The sequence below is a fragment of the Actinomadura sp. NTSP31 genome (assembly GCF_041951385.1).
In the GTDB taxonomy this organism is placed as follows: domain Bacteria; phylum Actinomycetota; class Actinomycetes; order Streptosporangiales; family Streptosporangiaceae; genus Spirillospora; species Spirillospora napierensis.
The window spans coordinates 297839-316986 of record NZ_JBGNUT010000001.1; the positions used below are offsets into that span (position 1 = coordinate 297839).

General features: G+C 73.3%; 16 protein-coding genes. 10 read left to right on the plus strand and 6 right to left on the minus strand.

What is annotated here, in order from left to right:
- Positions 1-7 precede the first annotated feature (7 nt).
- From ACA514_RS01245 to ACA514_RS01255, 3 genes are all read right to left on the minus strand, one after another.
- Positions 8-1936 (minus strand): ABC transporter substrate-binding protein, encoded by a 1929-nt coding sequence (locus ACA514_RS01245; RefSeq protein WP_375039072.1) that lies wholly within the window; start codon positions 1934-1936, stop codon positions 8-10.
- A 65-nt stretch (positions 1937-2001) separates the two neighbouring features.
- Complete coding sequence (locus ACA514_RS01250; protein ID WP_375039073.1) at positions 2002-3078, minus strand: dipeptidase; 1077 nt, start codon at positions 3076-3078, stop codon at positions 2002-2004.
- Positions 3068-4420, minus strand: a complete 1353-nt coding sequence (locus tag ACA514_RS01255) for an amidohydrolase family protein (protein WP_375039074.1) — start codon at positions 4418-4420, stop codon at positions 3068-3070. The genes ACA514_RS01250 and ACA514_RS01255 overlap by 11 nt, the downstream gene beginning before the upstream one ends.
- Before the next feature lie 179 nt (positions 4421-4599).
- Here ACA514_RS01255 and ACA514_RS01260 point away from each other — a divergent pair, with 179 nt between their 5' ends.
- From ACA514_RS01260 to ACA514_RS01290, 7 genes are all read left to right on the plus strand, one after another.
- Complete coding sequence (locus tag ACA514_RS01260) at positions 4600-5340, plus strand: IclR family transcriptional regulator (RefSeq protein ID WP_375039075.1); 741 nt, start codon at positions 4600-4602, stop codon at positions 5338-5340.
- The gene (locus ACA514_RS01265) at positions 5333-6289 is read left to right on the plus strand and encodes an ornithine cyclodeaminase family protein (protein ID WP_375039076.1); all 957 of its coding nucleotides are present in this window, start codon (positions 5333-5335) and stop codon (positions 6287-6289) included. Before ACA514_RS01260 ends, ACA514_RS01265 begins: the two co-directional genes overlap by 8 nt.
- Positions 6290-6621: 332 nt before the next feature.
- A complete protein-coding gene (locus ACA514_RS01270; RefSeq protein WP_375039077.1) occupies positions 6622-8394 on the plus strand; it encodes an ABC transporter ATP-binding protein in 1773 nt (590 codons plus the stop codon).
- A gap of 139 nt (positions 8395-8533) precedes the next feature.
- A complete protein-coding gene (locus tag ACA514_RS01275; protein WP_375039078.1) occupies positions 8534-9271 on the plus strand; it encodes a PIG-L deacetylase family protein in 738 nt (245 codons plus the stop codon).
- On the plus strand, positions 9268-9966 hold the full coding sequence (locus ACA514_RS01280; RefSeq protein ID WP_375039079.1) for a 4-carboxy-4-hydroxy-2-oxoadipate aldolase/oxaloacetate decarboxylase: 699 nt from the start codon (positions 9268-9270) through the stop codon (positions 9964-9966). The genes ACA514_RS01275 and ACA514_RS01280 overlap by 4 nt, the downstream gene beginning before the upstream one ends.
- Positions 9963-11015 carry a 4-oxalomesaconate tautomerase gene (locus tag ACA514_RS01285; protein WP_375039080.1) on the plus strand — a complete coding sequence of 351 codons (1053 nt, stop codon included), beginning with the start codon at positions 9963-9965 and terminating at the stop codon, positions 11013-11015. The genes ACA514_RS01280 and ACA514_RS01285 overlap by 4 nt, the downstream gene beginning before the upstream one ends.
- The gene (locus tag ACA514_RS01290) at positions 11012-11953 is read left to right on the plus strand and encodes a catechol 2,3-dioxygenase (protein ID WP_375039081.1); all 942 of its coding nucleotides are present in this window, start codon (positions 11012-11014) and stop codon (positions 11951-11953) included. The genes ACA514_RS01285 and ACA514_RS01290 overlap by 4 nt, the downstream gene beginning before the upstream one ends.
- 15 nt (positions 11954-11968) lie before the next feature.
- On the opposite strand, the gene ACA514_RS01295 is transcribed toward ACA514_RS01290, so the two are convergent.
- Positions 11969-12748 carry a DUF1932 domain-containing protein gene (locus ACA514_RS01295; RefSeq protein WP_375039082.1) on the minus strand — a complete coding sequence of 260 codons (780 nt, stop codon included), beginning with the start codon at positions 12746-12748 and terminating at the stop codon, positions 11969-11971.
- A gap of 102 nt (positions 12749-12850) precedes the next feature.
- On the opposite strand from ACA514_RS01295, the gene ACA514_RS01300 reads away from it, so the two are divergent.
- Both ACA514_RS01300 and ACA514_RS01305 read left to right on the plus strand, forming a co-directional pair.
- The gene (locus ACA514_RS01300; RefSeq protein ID WP_375039083.1) at positions 12851-13528 is read left to right on the plus strand and encodes a GntR family transcriptional regulator; all 678 of its coding nucleotides are present in this window, start codon (positions 12851-12853) and stop codon (positions 13526-13528) included.
- 138 nt (positions 13529-13666) lie between these two features.
- Positions 13667-14788, plus strand: a complete 1122-nt coding sequence (locus tag ACA514_RS01305) for a 5-methyltetrahydropteroyltriglutamate--homocysteine S-methyltransferase (RefSeq protein WP_375039084.1) — start codon at positions 13667-13669, stop codon at positions 14786-14788.
- Positions 14789-14809: 21 nt separating this feature from the next.
- On the opposite strand, the gene ACA514_RS01310 is transcribed toward ACA514_RS01305, so the two are convergent.
- The gene (locus ACA514_RS01310) at positions 14810-15472 is read right to left on the minus strand and encodes a GntR family transcriptional regulator (RefSeq protein WP_375039085.1); all 663 of its coding nucleotides are present in this window, start codon (positions 15470-15472) and stop codon (positions 14810-14812) included.
- Between the two features lie 37 nt (positions 15473-15509).
- Complete coding sequence (gene polA, locus ACA514_RS01315) at positions 15510-18140, minus strand: DNA polymerase I (RefSeq protein ID WP_375039086.1); 2631 nt, start codon at positions 18138-18140, stop codon at positions 15510-15512.
- A gap of 61 nt (positions 18141-18201) precedes the next feature.
- Here polA and ACA514_RS01320 point away from each other — a divergent pair, with 61 nt between their 5' ends.
- Positions 18202-19044, plus strand: a complete 843-nt coding sequence (locus ACA514_RS01320) for an LLM class F420-dependent oxidoreductase (protein WP_375039087.1) — start codon at positions 18202-18204, stop codon at positions 19042-19044.
- Positions 19045-19148: the final 104 nt, after the last annotated feature.

Below are 19148 nucleotides of genomic sequence, written 5' to 3' on the forward strand. Positions count from 1 at the left end.
ACGCCGGCTAGCGCGTGTACCAGTACTCGGGGGTGAGCACGTTGGCGGGCAGGTTGGCGAAGGAGCCGGCCGGGCCGGACAGCGTCTTCTTCCAGGCCCAGATGGTCTGCGCGGCGGGCAGCCACAGCACGGGCAGGCCGGTCCGCAGGTGCTCGACCTCCGCCTGGACGGCCTTGCGGTCCGCGCCGTGCACCGAGGCGTCGATCAGCTTGTCGGTCTCGGGGTCGCTGAAGGCGCCCACATTGCCCGAGCCCTTGGTGTCGAAGATCCCGGACGCGGTCGGGTAGGGCGGGGTACTGAAGCCGCCCCAGGTCGACATGGCCCACTCGCCGGCCTTCGACGGTGCCGCCGGGACGTTGTAGTTCTGGATCAGGAAGCTGAAGGTCTTCGGCGCGACGCTGATCGTGATGCCGAGCTTGCGGGCCTCCGAGGCGAACGCGGTGCTGACCGCGCTGTGCAGCTGCGGGCCGCTCCGGTAGAAGAGGTTGAACTTCATCGTCTGGCCCTGCGGGATCCCGGCGCCGCACTGCGACGGCCCGGTGCCGGGGCTGACGCAGGTCGTGGTGCCGTTCGGCACCACCTTCCAGCCGTGGTCCTCCAGCAGCTTGCGGGCGGCGGCCGGGTCGTAGGGGTAGGGCGCGGTGGCGGTGCTTCCGGAGACGTAGGGCGACGTCGCGGGCGCCGTGCCGTAGCTCTCGACGGCCGCGCCGTTGTAGATGCCCTTGCTGGCGATGTATCCGGGCTGGTCGATCAGCCGCTGCAACGCCTGCCGAATGTAGAGCTGGGCGTAGAGCTTGCCGACGTTGTCGGTGGTGTCCTTGAAGTTGAGCATGATGAAGTTGAAGCCCAGGGCCGGAGCGCCGTAGACGTTGTAGCCCGCGGCCTTGAGCGCCGACACCTGGCCCACGTTGCTCTGGTCGACCGTGGCCATCGCCAGCTTGCCGCTCAGCAGCTGGTTGAACTTGGCGCTCTCGGAGGTGAACGGCCGGAAGTTCAGCGTCTCGAGATGCGGCTTCTGCGGGCCGCCGTACGCCTTGTTGGCGGTCATCGAGTAGGCGTTCGTCGTCACGTCGAAGCTGCTCAGCCTGTACGGGCCGTCGACCGTCCGCCAGAGCGGGTTCTTCGCGAACGAGGCCGGGTTGCGCGACGCCTTGTCCAGGTAGGCGTAGATCGCCGCGGCGTCCTTCGGAGAGGCGTGGTCGAGGCCGCCGCCGGCGGCGCGCGACCACTGCTCGGCCGGCAGCGGGACGAGCGAGGTCAGCTCGTTGGCGGTGAACCACTCGGGGTTGTAGGCCTCCTTGAGCTTCAGCGTCACCGTGTTCCCGGACGTCGCCTTCGCGTCGGCGACGTTGTCGGGGAACTGGCCCGGGGTGTAGCTGCCCCAGTTCGCCGGGCTCTTCTTCAGCGCGGCCTTCAGCAGGTCGATGAAGAACACCACGTCGTCGGCGTCGACGGGCGTGCCGTCGGACCAGGTGTAGCCGTCGCGCATGGTGATGGTGACCGTCTTGTTCCCGTCGGTGAACTGCGGCGGGGACGCCAGGCTGAGGCTCTCGTCGATCTTGGGGCTGCCGCCCTGCGGGAACCAGTAGAGCGGCCGGTACATGAGCCGCTGGAACTCGTACGTCACGTAGGTGGAGTTGAAGGCGCCGGGGACGATCGGCAGCATGTAGAACGGCCCGGCTCCTGGCTGCTGCGCAATGTCGATGGCGCCGCCGTCCTTCGGCGTCCCCGCCTGGGCGGGGATGGAGCCGAAGGTCGGCGACCCCGACTTGTGCTTCGTCGATCCGCCGCCGCCACCGCCGCACGCCGCCAGTGGCAGTACGGCGGCCAGCGCCCCGGCGAGGAGCGCGTACCGTGCCCGGCCGCCCCGCGCGCGCGCCGTGCGGCGGCCCGGTGTCCGGGCACTGCCCGTGTCGATGCAGGTGTTAATGCCCATGCGCGCCCGCTCCTGTGTCGTGTCCGTGTCCGGGGGAATCGCGTGACTCCGCGTCTCGGCGGCCGTCAACTCCCCCAGACCGCCTTCGCGTAGTTGTGGAAGTTCAGGCCGAGGATCTTCTCGATCCGGGTGGAGGAGTAGCCGCGCTCGTCCAGCAGCCGCACGAGCTCGCGGAACTGGTCGACGCCGCGCAGGTCGACCACGAACGGGAAGGTGTCGGCGCGCTCGCCCGCGGCGGACGCGCCGGCGGCCTGCCGCTGCGCCACCTGCTCGGCGAGCAGCGCCCGGTAGCCGTCCAGGTCGTCGATCGCCGTGATCGTCCCGTCGGTGCCGATGCCGACGTGGTCCTCGCCGCAGACGTCGACCGCGTGGACGATGTGCTCCACCACGTCCGCGGCCGTGGCGTGCCCGGACGCGTTGACGAACGGCATGAAGTAGATGCCGACGAACCCGCCCTTCGAGGCGACCAGCCGGAGTTCCTCGTCGGTCTTGTTGCGCGGCAGGTCGACCAGCGCGCGGCAGCCCGTGTGGTTGATGGAGACGGGCTGCGCGGAGATGCGCGCGGCCTCCAGGCAGGTCTGTTCGCCGCTGTGGGAGAGGTCCACCATGACGCGCTGCTCGTTGAGCGCCTCCACGACCTGGCGTCCGAGCGGCGTCAGGCCCCGGTTGCCGGGCGCCATCGAGCCGTCGCCGACCTGGTTGGCCTGGTTGTAGGTGAGCTGGATGATCCGCACGCCCAGGCCGGCGAACTCGGCGACCCGCTCGGGGCGGTCCTCCACGGCGGCGGCGTTCTGGAAGCCGTAGATGATGCCGATCTTCCCCTGCCGCTTGGCCTCGGCGATGTCGGCGGCGGTGTCGATCCGCATCAGGTCGCGCGGGTGGGCGGCGATGATCGCGTCCCAGGTGCGGATCTCGTCCAGGGTGTGCCGGTAGGGCGGGAAGTCGCCGAGCGTGTACCCCAGGGTCACGTTGATGGCCGTCACGCCGGAGGCGTGCGCGTCGGCGAGGGTCCGCTCGTCGATGGTCAGCTGGTCGCTGGTCTGGACGAGCGCGCCGGACGCGGAGGCCGACGCCGGGGCGTTCGGGTTGTCCAGCCCGCCGAGCGCGTTGACGACGATGAGGTCCTCGATGTCAGCGCTCACGGGGCGCTCCTTCCTGGGTGCCGGCGCGGTCGTAGTCCGCCCGGTCGTAGCGCCGGCCGCGCTTGACGGTGGCGACGATGCGGCGCAGGTGGCCGATGTCCTCGCAGGGGTCCGCCTCGACGATCACGAAGTCGGCCCGCTTGCCCTTCTCGACGGTGCCGACCGTGTCCTGGAGGCCGACGGCGGCGGCGCCGGCGGACGTGGCCGCGCGGATCACCTCGTGCGGCGGCATCCCCATCGTGTGGACGAGGTAGTGCAGCTCCTCGTGGAGCGAGGGGAAGGGGTCCGCCGGCTGCGTCTCGTAGTCGGTTCCGGTGCAGATCGTGACGCCCGCATGTCGTGCCCGGTCGATGAGCCTTCTCAGCACGTCGGGGGCGAGCTCGGCCGCGCCGGGCGCGCCCGACGGCAGGCGCGCCACGAGGCTCGCGGTGGCGTCGAGGATCGTGCCGCGGCGCCGCATGTCGGCGAAGAGCGCGTCGAGGGCGTCCACAGGCGCGTCGAGGAGGCGCCGGTAGGTGTCCGCGAGCTGCCCGCGCTGCCGCCGGTACTCGCCGGGCCGGTCGCCGGGGATCTCGTGGGCCAGCATGTGGGCATGCGAGACCACGTCGGTGCCCGCCGCGACGACCTCGCCGGGCATGGCGGGGAACACCGCCGCGTGCGCCCACACGAGCATCCCCTGCCGGTGGGCCTCCTCGGCGATCCGGGCGACCGTCGCGGCGTCGAGGTCGGCGTAGATCTTGATGGCGACGGCGCCGGTGCCGCGCGCCGCGGCGACGGCCAGCGGCAGGTCGGTGTCCGCGTCGACCGCCTGCATCCACGGCACGGTGCCGGGCGTCGCGCCCTGGGTCACCTGCCATGTGCGCGGGTCGTCGAAGAACCCCGGGCCCGCCATCAGCGCCGCGCAGTGCACGTCCGGGCCGGGGATCTCGCCGACCAGTGAGGCCCGCGCGAGGTCGGCCATCTGCCGCAGGTCGCCGGCCATCTCGCGGATCGCGGTGACGCCGCCGTAGACCTGCCGCCGCATCAGCGCCTCCGCCTGCGCGCGGTTGGGCGGCGTCGACAGGTGCTGGTGCGCGTCGACCAGGCCGGGCAGCAGGAACGCGCCGTGCAGGTCGACCGTCTCCGCGCCGGGCGGCACCGCGGCGCCGAGGTCGGCGTCGGGGACGACCGCGGTGATCGTCGGCCCGTCGGTCACCACCGCCATGCCGTGCCGGACCGGGCCGCCGGTCCCGTCGATCAGCGAGACGCCGCGGTAGGCCGTCGCCCGGCCGGGTTCGGGCGCGGCGAAGGGAGTGGGGGCGGGGTCGTTGCCCGCGACCGGGGGCTCGTCCTTGTCCGTCATGGCGATCGCACGGTCTCCGTTCTCGGTCCCGGGTCGGCTGGTGCACCCCGCCGACCAGGTGTGTTACATAGAGCGCAACAAGTGTTACAACATTAGCAACGTCTGCTAATGTGCGTCAAGAATTGGAAAAGCCGCTCAGCGACCGTGGAGGGAAGTTGCCCAGACCGGCGAGCTCTGCCGTGGACAAGGCTCTGGATCTCATCGAGTCCGTCGTGCGGGCCGACCGCCCGCTCCGGCTGAGCGAGGTGGCGAACGAGGCGGGCATGCACCGCGCCACCGCCTACCGCATCCTGGTGGACCTGGTGAGGCGCGGCTGGATCATGCGCAGCGAGGACCACTACCTGCCGGGTCCGGTGGTGCTGCAGTTCTCCGAGGCCGCGGCCGCCAACTCCCTGGTCGTGCTGGGCCGCCCCGTGTTGCAGGCGCTGGCGGACCGGACGGCGATGATGGTGAACCTGCAGGTCCTCGAACCCGAGGGGGCCCGGGTGATCGACGTCGTCCGGCCGCCCCGGCTGGCGATGATCAACGACCTGCTGGGCGAGCTGCTCCCCGTCCACAAGTTCGCCGGGCCCATGGCGCTCGTCTCCGCGCTGGACGAGGCCGCGCAGATCCCCTACCTGCGCGCCGCCGAGCAGCAGGGGCACCCGCCGGAGCGCCGGGCCGAGCTGCTGGCCGACATCGAGCGGACCCGGCGCACGGGCTTCGCGCTCGAGCGCGGCCGCAACGAGGAGGTGATCGCCTCGCTCGGCCGCGCGGTGCTCGCCGGCAACGGCCGGCCGCTGTGCGCGCTCACGATCGTCGGCCTGGACAGCGAGTTCGACGATCCCACGCTGACCGGGCTCCAGGACCACCTGACCGCGGCCACGGCGGAGCTGGAACGCGCCCTGACCGGCCCGGACGCCGGAGCCGGCGTTGGCTGACACCGCAGGCGGCGTGCTCGTCCTCGACCGGGAGGCGACCAGGGCGGCCGCACCTCCGGAGGCGGTACTGGAGGCGGTCCGCACCGCGCTCATCGCCGTCGCCGCCGGCGGGGTCTCCGCGCCGCCGCGCGTCGCGGCCCGCTCGGGGCGCGGCCTGCTGGGCGCGATGCCGGGCCACGTGCCCGGGCTGGGGCTGTCGGCCAAGCTCGTGTCGGTCTTCCCCGGCGCCACCGCGGGCGACCACGGCGCCCACCGCGGCATCGTCGCCCACTTCGACGCCGAGACCGGGCGGCCGCTGGCCGTCATGGACGCCGAGGCGATCACCGCGGTGCGGACGGCCGCCGCCGCGACGGTCGCCATGCGCGCGCTCGCCCGGCCCGGCGCCTGCCGGATCGCCGTGATCGGCACCGGGACGCAGGCACGCGCCCAGACCGAGCTCGTCGCGCCGCTGGACGGGGTGGAGCTCGTGGTCGGCGCGCGCGATCCGGGCAAGGCCGAGCGGCTCGTCGCGGGCCTGCCCGCGGGGTCGACGGCGGCCGGCGTCGAGGCGGCGGTCAGGTCGGCGGACGTCGTCTTCTGCTGCACGTCCAGCCGGGAACCGGTCCTGCGGCGCTCGTGGCTGCGCGCCGGGGCCCACCTCAGCTCGGTCGGCGGCTCCGACGGCCCGGAGTTCGACGCCGAGACCCTCCGGGCGTCGTCGCTGTTCGTCGAATGGCCCGGCGCCGTGACCGAGCCGCCCCCGGCCGGCGCCTGGGAGCTGCAGGGGACCGACCCCGCCGGCGCCCGCCTCATCGGCGACGTGCTCGCCGGGAGGCGGCCGGGCCGCCGTTCGGCCGCCGAGCTGACGCTCTTCAAGTCCACCGGCCACGCCGCGCTCGACGTCGCGGCGGCCTCCGTGGTCTACCGCGCGGCCCGCGAGCGCGGGCTCGGGATCGCCGTCGACCTCTAGCCGGGTTCCGGTCCCGGTCCCGGCCACATTCGGATGTGCGGCCGGCGCATAACAGTCGTCCCGATTCCGGATGCTCTCCTCCCGATCGGCACCGCGCGGAAGGGCGGCTCGCCGCCCCTCTCCCCCGCGTTCGGCGCGTGCCGGTACGCGCTCCTCCTCGTTTTCGGAACGCGGTCCGGCACCGGCCGCACCGCCCGCGGGAAATGCGCTCGCCCGGCCCGGAGGGTTCGGGGCAGCATGAAGGCCGCGGCGGCGGGGGAGGGTGCGTGGTTCCGGCAGGGGCACGAGAGGGTTCTCAGGACGGTCCGGCGCCCCGCAGGCGAGCGGTCCTGTTGGCGTTGCGCTACTACAGCGCCGTCCTGCGCCGCCACTGGCGGGTCTCACTTCCGGCGATGGTCTTCCCGGCCCTCGGCAACACCTGCCTGTACTACCTGACTCCCCTGGTGGTGGCCGCCCTGGTCGGGCACCTGGCCGGCGGCGGGGACGGCGGCTCCGGGGCGCTCCTTCCCTACCTGCTCGCCTTCGCCGGCCTGATGCTGGCGGGCGAGGCGTTCTGGCGGGTGGGCCTGCACTGCCTCAACCGGACGGACGGCCGGGGGATCGAGTGGCTCGGCATCACCGGCATGGACGAGCTGCTCGCCAAGGAGACGGCCTTCTTCCACGACAACTTCGCCGGCGCGCTGACCAAGCGGATCCTGAACTTCTCCAGCGGCTTCGAGGACTTCGCCGACACCCTCGCGTTCTCGATCATGGCCAACGTGATCCCGCTGTCGTTCGCCTCGGTGGTCCTGTGGCGGTACCACCCGGCGCTCGTCCTGGTGCTGGTGGGAATGATCGTCCTGACCGGCCTGCTCATCGCCCCGCTCATCCGCCGCCGGCAGGCGCTGGTGGACGCGCGCGAGGCCGCCAAGGTGCGGGTGTCGGGCCACGTCGCCGACGTGGTGACCAACATGGAGACGGTCCGCGCGTTCGCCGCCGAGGAGCGGGAGTCGGCGGAGCACCGCACGCGGGTGATCGAGCAGCGCCGGCTCTCGCTGCGCTCCTGGGACTACGCCAACCTCCGGGTCGACATGATCGTCGCGCCGATGTCGATCCTGACGAGCGTCCTCGGCCTGCTGGCCGCGGTGGCGCTGCGCGGCGGCCTCGGGGTGGAGGCGGTCGTGGTGACGTTCACCTACTACACCAACGCCACCCGGATCATGTTCGAGTTCAACCAGGTCTACCGGCGGATCGAGAGCACGCTCACCGAGGCCGCGCAGTTCACCGAGCTGCTCCTGGCGCCCCCGGTCGTCGTCGACCCGCCCGACCCCGAGCCGCTGGGCCCGGCCGACGCCTCGGTCCGCTTCGAGCGGGTGCGCTTCGCGCACGGCGGCGGCCCGCCCCTGTTCGACGGGCTGGACCTGGAGATCCCCGGCGGCGCCAAGATCGGGCTGGTGGGCCGGTCCGGCGGCGGCAAGAGCACCCTCACCCGGCTGCTGCTGCGGCTGATGGACGTCGACGGCGGGCGCATCCTGGTCGGCGGCCAGGACATCGCCCGGCTGCGCCAGCACGACCTGCGCGGACTGATCGCCTACGTGCCGCAGGAGCCCGCGATGTTCCACCGGTCGGTGCGCGACAACATCGCCTTCGCCCGGCCGGGCGCCACCGACGAGGAGATCCTGGCGGCCGCGCGGGCGGCGCACGTCACCGAGTTCACCGACGGCCTCCCGGACGGGCTCGGCACGCTGGTCGGCGAACGCGGCGTGAAGCTGTCCGGCGGGCAGCGGCAGCGCGTCGCGCTCGCCCGCGCCATCCTGCGGGACGCGCCGATCCTGCTGCTGGACGAGGCCACCAGCGCCCTGGACTCCGAGAGCGAGGTCCTCGTCCAGGAGGCGCTGTGGCGCCTGATGCGCGACCGCACCGCCCTGGTCGTGGCGCACCGGCTGAGCACGGTCGTCCGCATGGACCGCCTGGTCGTCCTCGACCGCGGCCGCGTCGTCGAACAGGGCTCACACCGGGAGCTCCTCCAGTCGAAGGGCCCCTACGCCCGGCTGTGGCACCACCAGTCCGGCGGCTTCCTCACCGACGAGGCCGCCGCCGAGGACCTGGACCGCCGTCCGGCCTGACGCCGGCGGCCGGCGCCGCGGCGCCGCTCCGGCGCGAAATAAACGCCAGAATTGTTGACAATTTGGGCGACAGGATTCAGGATCGGCGCTGATCGGCCCTGTTCGGGGGCGGGTTCCGTCTGCTGTTGGAGGAATCTGAATGAGCACCGACGCCGCCAGTCCGCTGCTCGTGGTGAGCGCCCACGCGGGCGACTTCGTGTGGCGGGCCGCGGGCGCGATCGCGCTGGCCGCGGAGCGCGGGGACCGGGCGAAGGTGGTGTGCCTGAGCTACGGGGAGCGCGGGGAGTCCGCGCGGGCCTGGCGCGAGGGCAAGGGCCTGGAGGAGATCAAGGCGCTGCGGCGCGGCGAGGCGGAGGCCGCGGCGGCCGAGCTGGGCGCCGAGATCGAGTTCCTGGACGCCGGCGACTACCCGCTGCGGGAGACGCCCGAGCTGGTGGACCGGCTCGTCCGGGTGTACCGGAAGTTCGAGCCCGCGGTCGTCCTGACGCACACGCTGGCCGACCCGTACAACGGCGACCACCCGGCGGCGGCGCGGATGGCGATGCAGGCCCGGGTGCTGGCGCAGGCGATCGGGTACGACGCGCCGGGCGAGCCGCTGGGCGCTCCGCCGGTGTTCCTCTTCGAGCCGCACCAGCCGGAGCAGTGCGACTTCAAGCCGGACGTCCTGCTGGACATCACGCCGGTGTTCGAGCGCAAGCGCAAGGCGATGGAGTGCCTGCCCGCGCAGGTGCACATGTGGGACTACTACACCGATCTGGCCAAGCGGCGGGGCGTCCAGCTGAAGCGGAACGCGGGCCCGAACCTGGGGCTCCCCCACGAGACGATGGCCGAGGCGTACGTTCGCGTGTACCCGCAGACGACGGGGGTGCTGGCATGAGGACGGTGGTGGTGACCGGCCCGCCGCGCGCGGACGCCGGCGCGGTCGACGAGCTGGGCGGCTTCGGGGTCGCGACCGTGCACGAGGCGATGGGCCGGACCGGCTACCTCGGGCCGGGCGTCCGCCCGGTGCACCCCGGCTCGCGGATCGCCGGGACGGCGGTGACGGTGCTGTCGTGGCCGGGCGACAATCTGATGATCCACGTCGCGGTCGAGCAGTGCCGGCCGGGCGACGTGCTGGTGGTGGCGACGACGTCGCCGTCCACGGACGGGATGTTCGGCGAGCTGTTCGCGACGGCGCTGCAGTACCGGGGCGTGCGCGGGCTCGTCATCGACGCGGGCGTGCGGGACGTGGCGGACCTGCGCGCGATGGGGTTCCCGGTGTGGTCGGCGGCCGTCAGCGCGCAGGGCACGGTGAAGGCCACGCCGGGCGCGGTCAACGTGCCCGTGAGCATCGGCGGCCAGGTCGTCCGGGCGGGCGACGCGATCCTCGCCGACGACGACGGCGTGGTGTGCGTCCCGCGCGGGAAGATCGCGGACGCGGTGCAGGCGGCGCGCGCGCGGGAGGAGAAGGAGAACGCGACCCGCGCGGCGTTCCAGAAGGGCGAACTCGGGCTCGACCGCTACGGACTGCGCGACCGGCTGCCCGGGATGGGCATCGAGTACGTCCCCTACAGCGAATACGGCGAGTCATGAGCACGGGGATCCGTTGCATGATGATGCGCGGCGGGACGTCCAAGGGCGCCTACTTCCTCGACAAGGACCTGCCCGCCGACCCCGCCGAGCGCGACGAGCTGCTGCTACGGGTCATAGGCACCCCCGACCCCCGGCAGATCGACGGGATCGGCGGCGCGCACCCGCTGACCAGCAAGGTCGCGGTGGTCTCCCCCTCGGAGCGGCCGGGCGTCGACGTCGAGTACCTGTTCCTGCAACTCGGTGTCGAGGAGCCGACCGTCTCCGACAAGCAGAACTGCGGGAACCTGCTCGCCGGGATCGGCCCCTTCGCGGTCGAGCGCGGCCTCGTCGCCGCCGGGCCCGGGCGCAGCAGCGTGCGGATCCGGATGGTCAACTCCGGCAGCATCGCGACCGCGACGTTCGCGACGCCGGGCGGCGCCGTCGACTACGACGGCGACACCGCGATCTCCGGGGTGCCCGGCACCGCCGCGCCGATCGTCCTGGACTTCGAGGACACCGAGGGGTCGGCGTGCGGGGCGCTGCTGCCGACCGGGAACGTCCGGGACGTCGTCGACGGCGTCGAGGTGACGTGCGTCGACAACGGGATGCCGGTCGTGGTCGCCGCCGCGTCCGACCTCGGCGCCACCGGCTACGAGGGCCCCGCCGAACTGGCGGGGCTGCGGGACCGGATCCAGTCGCTGCGGCTGGCGGCCGGGAAGCTGATGGGGCTCGGCGACGTGTCGGACGCGTCCGTCCCGAAGACCACGCTGGTCGCGCCGCCCCGCGACGGCGGCACGATCTGCACCCGCACCTTCATCCCGCTGCGCGTGCACACCTCGATCGGCGTGCTCGGCGCCGTCACGGTCGCGACGGCGCTGCTCATGGACGGTGCCGTCGGCCACGACCTCGCCGAGTTCCCCGCGCCGGGCGTGCCGATGAGCATCGAGCACGCCACCGGGCGGCTCGACGTCGAGGTGGAACTCGACGGGGCGTCCGTGCGGCGGTCCAGCATCGTCCGCACCGCCCGCAAGCTCTTCGACGGAACCGTCTTCCCCCGGAGGTCCCTTTGATCACGCACGAGATCGCGCACGTCGGGAGCGTCGAGCTGCTGACGCCCGAGCCGGAGAAGAGCCTGCGGTTCTTCACCCGCGTCATGGGCCTGACCGAGGTCGGCTCCGAGGGCGACTCGGTGTACCTGCGGACGTGGGACGACTACGAGCACCACACCGTGAAGCTGACCGCGCACGGCACGTCCGGGATCCGCCGGACCGCGCTGCGCACCTGGTCGCAGGAGGCCCTCGAACGGCGGGTCAAGGCCGTCGAGGAGGCGGGGCTCGGCGTCGGCTGGCGCGACGGCGACCCCGGCATCGGCCCGACGTACGTGTTCCGCGACCCCGACGGCCACGAGCTGGAGCTGTACTGGGAGAGCGAGTGGTACGAGGCGCCGCCGAAGCTGAAGCCGTCGCTGAAGAACCAGGCGCAGGCGTATCCGGCGCGCGGCGTGTGCGTCCGCCGCCTCGACCACGTCAACTACCTGTCGGCCGAGGTGGAGCCGAGCACCGAGTTCCTGATGGAGACGCTGGGCGGCCGCACCACCGAGCAGATCCAGCTGGACAGTGGTGACATCGCGGGACGCTGGCTGCACTTCACCAACAAGTCCTACGACATCGTCTACACCCGCGACTGGACGGGCGCCAACGGGCGCCTGCACCACGTCGCGTTCGCCACCGACACCCGCGAGGACATCCTCCGCGCCGCCGACATCTTCCTCGACCACGACGTCTTCATCGAGACGGGGCCGCACAAGCACGCCATCCAGCAGACGTTCTTCCTGTACGTCTACGAGCCCGGCGGCAACCGCATCGAGCTGTGCAACCCGTGCGCGCGGCTGGTGCTGGCGCCCGACTGGAAGCCGATCACCTGGACGGAGGCGGAGCGCGCGAAGGGCCAGGCCTGGGGCCTGAAGACGATCGAGTCCTTCCACACCCACGGCACCCCGCCCCTGTGACCCGTTGAAGGCGGGTCAGCGGGAGAGGCGTTGCAGGAGGTCGCGGCTGGCGGCGGCCATCGTCGGGGGGACGTCCAGCTCGGCCAGCATGGCGGCCGCCGCGTCCATCTCGGCGGCGCGGCGGACGGCGTGCTTGTGCGTCCCGGTGACGAGGCGGTCCACGGTCGGCTCGCCCGCCGCGACCAGCTCCTCGACGATGTTGCCGCGCAGCCAGTCCTCGCAGCCGGCCGCCCGCGCCGCCTCCAGCGCCTCCACCACCGAGGCGGCCAGGCCCTTGAAGAAGACGCTGCGCAGCAGCTTGCGGGTCGCGGCGGCGCCCGCCTCGGCGTCCATCACCTCGACGGACGCGCCCAGCCCGGTGAGGATCTCCGCGGCGTCCGCCGCCGCGTCCCCGCTGGCCAGCATGGGGGTGTACAGGCCGCGGCCCGGCACCGGCGCCATGATCGCGATGTCGGCGAACCGCACGCCGGCCGCCTTCGCGGTCGCCGCCAGCTCCCGCTTCAGACCGGGCGACGCGGTGTTCATGTCGGCCCAGACCGCGCCGCCCGCGCCAGGGATCCCGGCGCGCAGGGCCGCCATGGCGTCGTGCGCGCTGTTGACGCTCAGCACCAGGTCGGCACCGGACGCCGCGTCCGCCTCACCGGTGCAGGGGACCGTCCCCTCCGGCGCCGCGACGGCCGGGTCGTAGGCCCGCACGGCGGCGCCCGCCGCGGCGAGGTCGCGGGCGACGGCGCCGCCCGCCTCGCCCAGCCCGAGCACGGCGACGGCCGGCCTCCGGCCGGTACCCTGCGTCATTCCAGCCTCCTGCCTCCGGCGGCGCGATCACGCCGGCCGCTAGACTAAGGGCGCGACAAAATTGGCGACAATGTCTTCGCACGGAGCTCCAGGGGAGGGACAGTGCCGACACCCGACGACCGGGACACCGGCCGCCCGGTGGTGACGGGGATCCGGGAGGCGATCCTCTCCGGCGAGTTCGTCCCCAACCAGCGGCTGGTCGAGGCCGACCTCGCCGAGCGGTTCGACGCCAGCCGGGCCGCGGTCCGCGCCGCGCTGCTCGAACTCGCCAACGAGGGGCTGATCGAGCGGGTGCAGAACCGCGGCGCCCGGGTGCGCGCGGTGTCGCTGGAGGAGGCCGTCGAGATCAGCGAGCTGCGCATGGTGATCGAGGGGCTGTGCGCGGCCAAGGCCGCCGAGCGGGTCACCGAGGACGGCGTCCGGCTGCTGACCGAGATCGGCGACGGCATGCGCGCGGCCGTCGCGGCGGGCGACGTGTTCGGCTACTCCCGGCTCAACGAGCGGCTGCACCGCGAGATCCGCGAGATCAGCGGCCAGCGCACCGCCGCGCGGGTGCTGGAGCGGCTGCGCGCGCAGAGCGTCCGGCACCAGTTCAAGCTGGCGATGCACCCCGGCCGCCCGGCGGTGTCGCTGCCCGAGCACCTGGCGATCATCGAGGCGATCCGCGACCGCGACCCCGAGGCGGCCGAGCGGGCCGCCCGCGAGCACCTGCGCAGCGTCATCCGCACCCTGCCCGAGGCCGACCGCACCCGCCCGCACGGCAACGGCCTGGCGCGCTGACCCGCGCGGCGGTCTCCGGAGTCGGACGTTCCCGCCTGTCAGGAACGTTCCTGTACAACGGATTGATCGCGGTCGCGGCAGTGCCTAGATTGGCGGGTGGAGCCCGTCCGCCAGCACCGTCCCGGTGAGGGAGCCGCCATGTCCCCGCGAACACGACCGCCGTACCGCGCCGACCACGTCGGGAGCCTGCTGCGCCCCGCCGACCTGCTGGCCGCGCGCGACGACCACGCCCACGGCCGCATCGACGACCGGCGCCTCGCCGAGGTGGAGGACGCCGCCGTCCGCGACGTGGTGGCGATGCAGCGCCAGGCGGGGCTGCGGACCGCCACCGACGGCGAGTTCCGCCGCACGTCCTGGCACATGGACTTCATCTACCGGCTGGGCGGGATCAGCCCGGCGGACGAGAAGATCAAGGTCAGGTTCCGCAACGAGTCCGGCGACCTGGAGTTCAGCACGGCCGCGCTGCGCGTGCACGACCGGGTCCGCCTCGACGAGACGATCTTCGCCGACCACTTCCGGTTCCTGCGGGACGCGGCGGGCGACGGCGTCACGCCGAAGCTGACGATCCCGTCGCCGAACATGGTCCACTACCGGGGCGGGCCCGCGGCGATCGACCCGAAGGTGTATCCGGACATCGAGGAGTTCTGGTCCGACCTGGCCGCCGCGTACGCCGAGCAGGTGCGGCGGATCGCCGCTCTCGGCTGCCGCTACCTGCAGCTGGACGACACCAGCCTGGCCTACCTCAACGACCCGAAGCAGCGCGCCATGATCGCTGAGCGCGGCGACGACCCCGACCACCTCCACCTGCGCTACATCGGGCAGATCAACGCGGCGCTGGCGGGCCGTCCCGACGACCTCGCCGTCACCACGCACATGTGCCGGGGCAACTTCCGCTCGTCGTGGACGGCCGAGGGCGGCTACGACTTCGTCGCCGAGGCGCTGTTCTCCGAGCTGGACGTGGACGGGTTCTTCCTGGAGTACGACGACCCGCGCTCCGGCGGCTTCGAGCCGCTGCGGTTCGTCCCGCCCGGCAAGACGGTCGTGCTCGGGCTGGTCACGACCAAGCGCGGCGAGCTGGAGTCGAAGGACGAGCTGAAGCGCCGCATCGACGAGGCCGCCCGGTTCGTCCCGCTGGAGCAGATCTGCCTGTCCCCGCAGTGCGGCTTCTCCTCCACCGTGGAGGGGAACGCGCTGACGGCGGACCAGCAGTTCGCCAAGCTGCGGCTCATCGCCGAGACCGCCGAGGAGGTCTGGGGCTGAGCCTGGCCGGGCCGGGGGCGGCTAGGCGGGCTCGGTCATGAGGTGTTCGAGGGCGGTGACCGCGTGCGCGCGGTGCACGTCGAGGACGCGGACGGCCTCGTCGGCGTCCCCGGCCCGCAACGCGGCCAGGGCCGCGCGGTGCTCGCCGATGACGCGTTCGCGGTTGACGCCCTCGCCGTAGTAGATGGAGCGGTAGGCGTCGGTGGCGTCCCACAACGTGCGGATGAGCCGGATGAGGCGCGGCATGGCGGCGTACTCGTACAGCGCCATGTGGAAGGCCCGGTTGGCCGCCGCCATCGCGAGCACGTCGCCGGCCCGACCGGCGCGCTCGACCTCGTCCTCGGCGCGGTCGAGGGCGGCGAGGTCGGCGGCGGTCATCAGGGCGGCGGCGCGGCGGACGGCCTCCTCCTCCAGGATGGTGCGGATCCGGTACACCTCGCGCAGGTCGTCCAGGGACAGCTCCTCGACGTAGTAGCCGCGGTGCGCCCGGTAGGTGACCAGCCCCTCGCCCTGCAGGGTCTTGAGCGCCTCGCGCAGCGGGACCCGGCTGACACCGAGCTCCTCGGCCACCATGTCCTGCCGGATCGGCGCGCCGGGGCGCAGCCGGCCGCTGGTGATGGCGCGCCGCAGCTCCTCCAGGACGAACTGCTGGGCCGTCGGAGGCCGTCTGGGCTGCGTGGTCATCGGCTCAATATCTCATGGCGGTAACGGCGGGCGGGCGTCAGTGCGCGGCGGCGGCCCAGTCGGGGCCCGTGCCGATCGCCACGTCCAGCCCGACGCTGAGCGGGTACGCGGCCGTCATCCCGGTGCGGACGAGGTCGCGGACGGCGTCGTGCTCCCCCGGCGCGAGCTCCAGCACGACCTCGTCGTGGACCTGGAGGAGCAGCCGGCTGCGCGCCCCGGCGGCGGCGAGCGCCGCGTCCACCCGCAGCATCGCGATCTTGACGATGTCGGCGGCGGAGCCCTGCACGGGCGCGTTCAGCGCCATCCGCTCGGCGGTCTCGCGCCGCTGCCTGTTGTCGCTGGTCAGGTGCGGCAGGTAGCGGCGGCGGCCGAGGATGGTGCGGGTGTAGCCGGTGACGCGGGCCTCTGCGACGACCTCTTCCAGGTAGTCGCGGACGCCGCCGAGCCGCGCGAAGTAGGCGTCCATCAGCGGGCGCGCCTCCGCCATCGCGATGCCGAGTTGCTTGGCGAGCCCGAACGCCGACAGGCCGTAGGCCAGCCCGTACGACATCGCCTTGATCTTGCGGCGCATGTCCGGGGTCACCGCCTCGGGCGCGACCTGGAAGACCCGCGCGGCCATGGTGCCGTGCAGGTCCTCGCCGGACGCGAACGCCGCGAGCAGCGTCGGGTCCTGCGACAGGTGCGCCATGACGCGCAGTTCCAGCTGGCCGTAGTCGGCGGTCAGCAGCGCGTCGAAGCCCTCGCCGGGCCGGAACGCCCGCCGGATCCGCCGTCCCTCCTCGGTGCGGACGGGGATGACCTGCAGGTTCGGTTCGGTGGAGGTGAGCCGGCCGGTCGCCGCGACGGTCTGCTGGAAGGTGGTGTGCACGCGGCCGTCCGCGCCGACCTCCCGGATGAGCCCGGCGACGGTCGCGCGCAGCCGGGCCAGGTCGCGGTGGCGCAGCAGGATCTGCGGGAGCCCGTTGTCGGTCCGGGTCGCCAGCCAGGTCAGCGCGTCCAGGTCGGTGGAGTACCCCGACTTGATCTTCTTGGTCTTCGGCAGCCCGAGCTCGCCGAACAGCACCTCCTGGAGCTGCTTGGTGGAGCCGGGGTTGAAGCGGCGCCCGGCGATCTCGGCGGCGTCGTCGGCGGCGCGCTCCATGCCGTCGGCGAAATGCCGTTCCAGCTCGCGCAGGAGCCCGGCGTCGACGGCGATGCCCGCGCGCTCGGCGCGGGCGAGCAGGCCGGACAGGGGCAGCTCGACGTCGCGCAGCAGCTCGTCCATCCCGGTGGACGCGAGGTCGGGGGCGAGCCTGTCCGCCAACTCCAGGACGGCGCCGGCCTGCAGCATCAGCCCGTCCGGGCCGTCCGCGGGCGGGCGGCGGCCGAGGTAGCGGGCGGCGACGTCCGCGACGCCGTACGCGGCGAGGCCGGGAAGCAGCAGGTAGGCGGCCATGGCGGTGTCCGTGGTGACCCCGCCGAGCCGCCAGCCGCGATCGGGCAGGACCCGCGACAGCTCCTTGGCGCCGTGCACCGCCTTGGGACGGTCCGGGTCGGCGAGCCACGCGGCGAACGCGCGCTCGTCGCCCGCGGTGAGCGCGGCCGGCTCGAACGCGGCGGCGAACCCGTCGGGCGTGGCGAGCGCGAACCGCTCGATGTCGCCGGTCCCCCGCGTCCAGGTGCAGTCGGCGGCGAGCCCGACCGGCCCGGTCGCCCTGGCCGCGAGCCAGGGCGCCAGCTCGTCCGGGCCCAGTTCGTGGCCGCGCAGCACCGGACCGGTGGGCTCCGGCGGCCGGCCACCGCCCGGATCGGCCGCGAACAGGCGCTGCCGCAGGCTCGCGTTGCGGAACTCCAGATCGTCCAGGAGCGCGGTGAAGGCGGCGATGTCGTAGGGCCGCCGCCGCAGGTCGCCGACGTCCAGGGGGAGGTCGACGTCGCGGACCAGCTCGGTGAGCCGCCGGTTCAGCCGCACGGTGTCGAGCGCGGCGCGCAGCCGCTCCCCCGCCTTGCCCTTCACCTCGCCGGACCGCTCCAGCAGCGCCGCGAGCGACCCGTACTCGCGGATCCACTTGGCGGCGGTCTTCTCCCCGATGCCGGGAATACCGGGAAGGTTGTCGGACGGGTCGCCGCGCAGCGCCGCGAAGTCGGGGTACTGCGCCGCCGTCAGGCCGTACTTCGCCTCGACCGCCTCCGGCGTGTAGCGGATCATCTCCGACGCCGTCCGGTAGAAGTACAGGACCGTGACGTCGTCGCTGACGAGCTGGAGCGCGTCGCGGTCGCCGGTGACGACCAGGACCTCGACGCCGCCGGCCACCGCCCGGGCGGCGAGCGTCGCGATGACGTCGTCGGCCTCGTAGCCGGGCGCCCGCAGCACGGGCACGCTCATCGCGGCCAGCAGGTCGTCCAGGACGGCGAGCTGGCTCCCGAACTCCTCGGGCGAGCGCGCCCGCGTCGCCTTGTAATCGGGGAACGCCTCGGTGCGGAACGTGCGGCGCCCGACGTCGAACGCGACCGCCAGATGCGTGGGCCGCTCGTCGCGCAACGCGTTGGCCAGCATGTTCGCGAACCCGTAGACGGCGTTGGTGGGCTGGCCCGACGTCGTGCTGAAGTTCTCGACCGGCAGGGCGTAGAACGCCCGGTAGGCCAGCGAGTGGCCGTCCAGGAGCAGCAGGCGGGACCGGTCGGTCATGGTCTCATCCTCGCAGCCGCGGGTAGTGGGCACGCGGAGGCACCTGCCGTTGGAGGGGGACATGACGGAGATCAATGTGGGAAGCGTCGGCATCTGGCGCTCCTGGAGCGGCCTGAGTCCGGAACTGGCCAGGGAGGTGGAGCTGCTCGGCTACGGGACGATCTGGATCGGCGGTTCGCCGTCCGGCGACCTCGGCATCGCCGAGCGGCTGCTGGCCGCCACCGACCGGATCATGGTGGCGACCGGCATCGTCAACATGTGGGCCACGCCGGCGGAGGAGGCCGCCGCTTCCTTCCACCGGCTGAACTCCGCGCACGGCGGCCGGTTCCTGCTCGGCGTGGGCATCGGCCACCGCGAGGCCACGCAGGACTACCGCAAGCCCTTCGAGAAGATCGTCGACTATCTCGACCGGCTGGACGCCCAGGAGGTCCCGGTGTCGGCGCGGGTGCTCGCGGCGCTCGGGCCGAAGGTGCTGCGGCTGTCGGCCGAGCGGGCGGCCGGGGCGCATCCGTACCTGACCACGCCGGAGCACACCCGCCGGGCCCGCGCCGAACTGGGCGAGTGGCCGCTGCTCGCGCCCGAGCAGAAGGTCATCGTGGACACCGACGCCGGCCGCGCCCGCGCGCTGGCCCGGGAGAACCTGTCCGGCACGTACCTGAAGATGCGCAACTACGTCGCGAACCTCGAGCGGCTCGGGTTCACCCGCGCGGACTTCGACGGCGAGGGCAGCGACGCGCTCATGGACGCGCTCGTCGCGCACGGCGGCCCCGAGGTCGCGGCGGCCAGGGTGACCGAGCATCTCGAGGCGGGCGCCGACCACGTCGCGGTGCAGGTGCTGACCGGCTCCGGCCAGGACCCGCTGCCCGCCCTGCGCGCCGTCGCGGAGGCGCTCAACCTGGGCTGAGCACCGGAAACGGAGGGACCTCCGCCGGGCCTGCCCGGCCGCCGGGCCCTTCGGCGAGTCGTCGGTAGGGACGTCCCCTACCGACGACTCGCCGCGGGTCAACG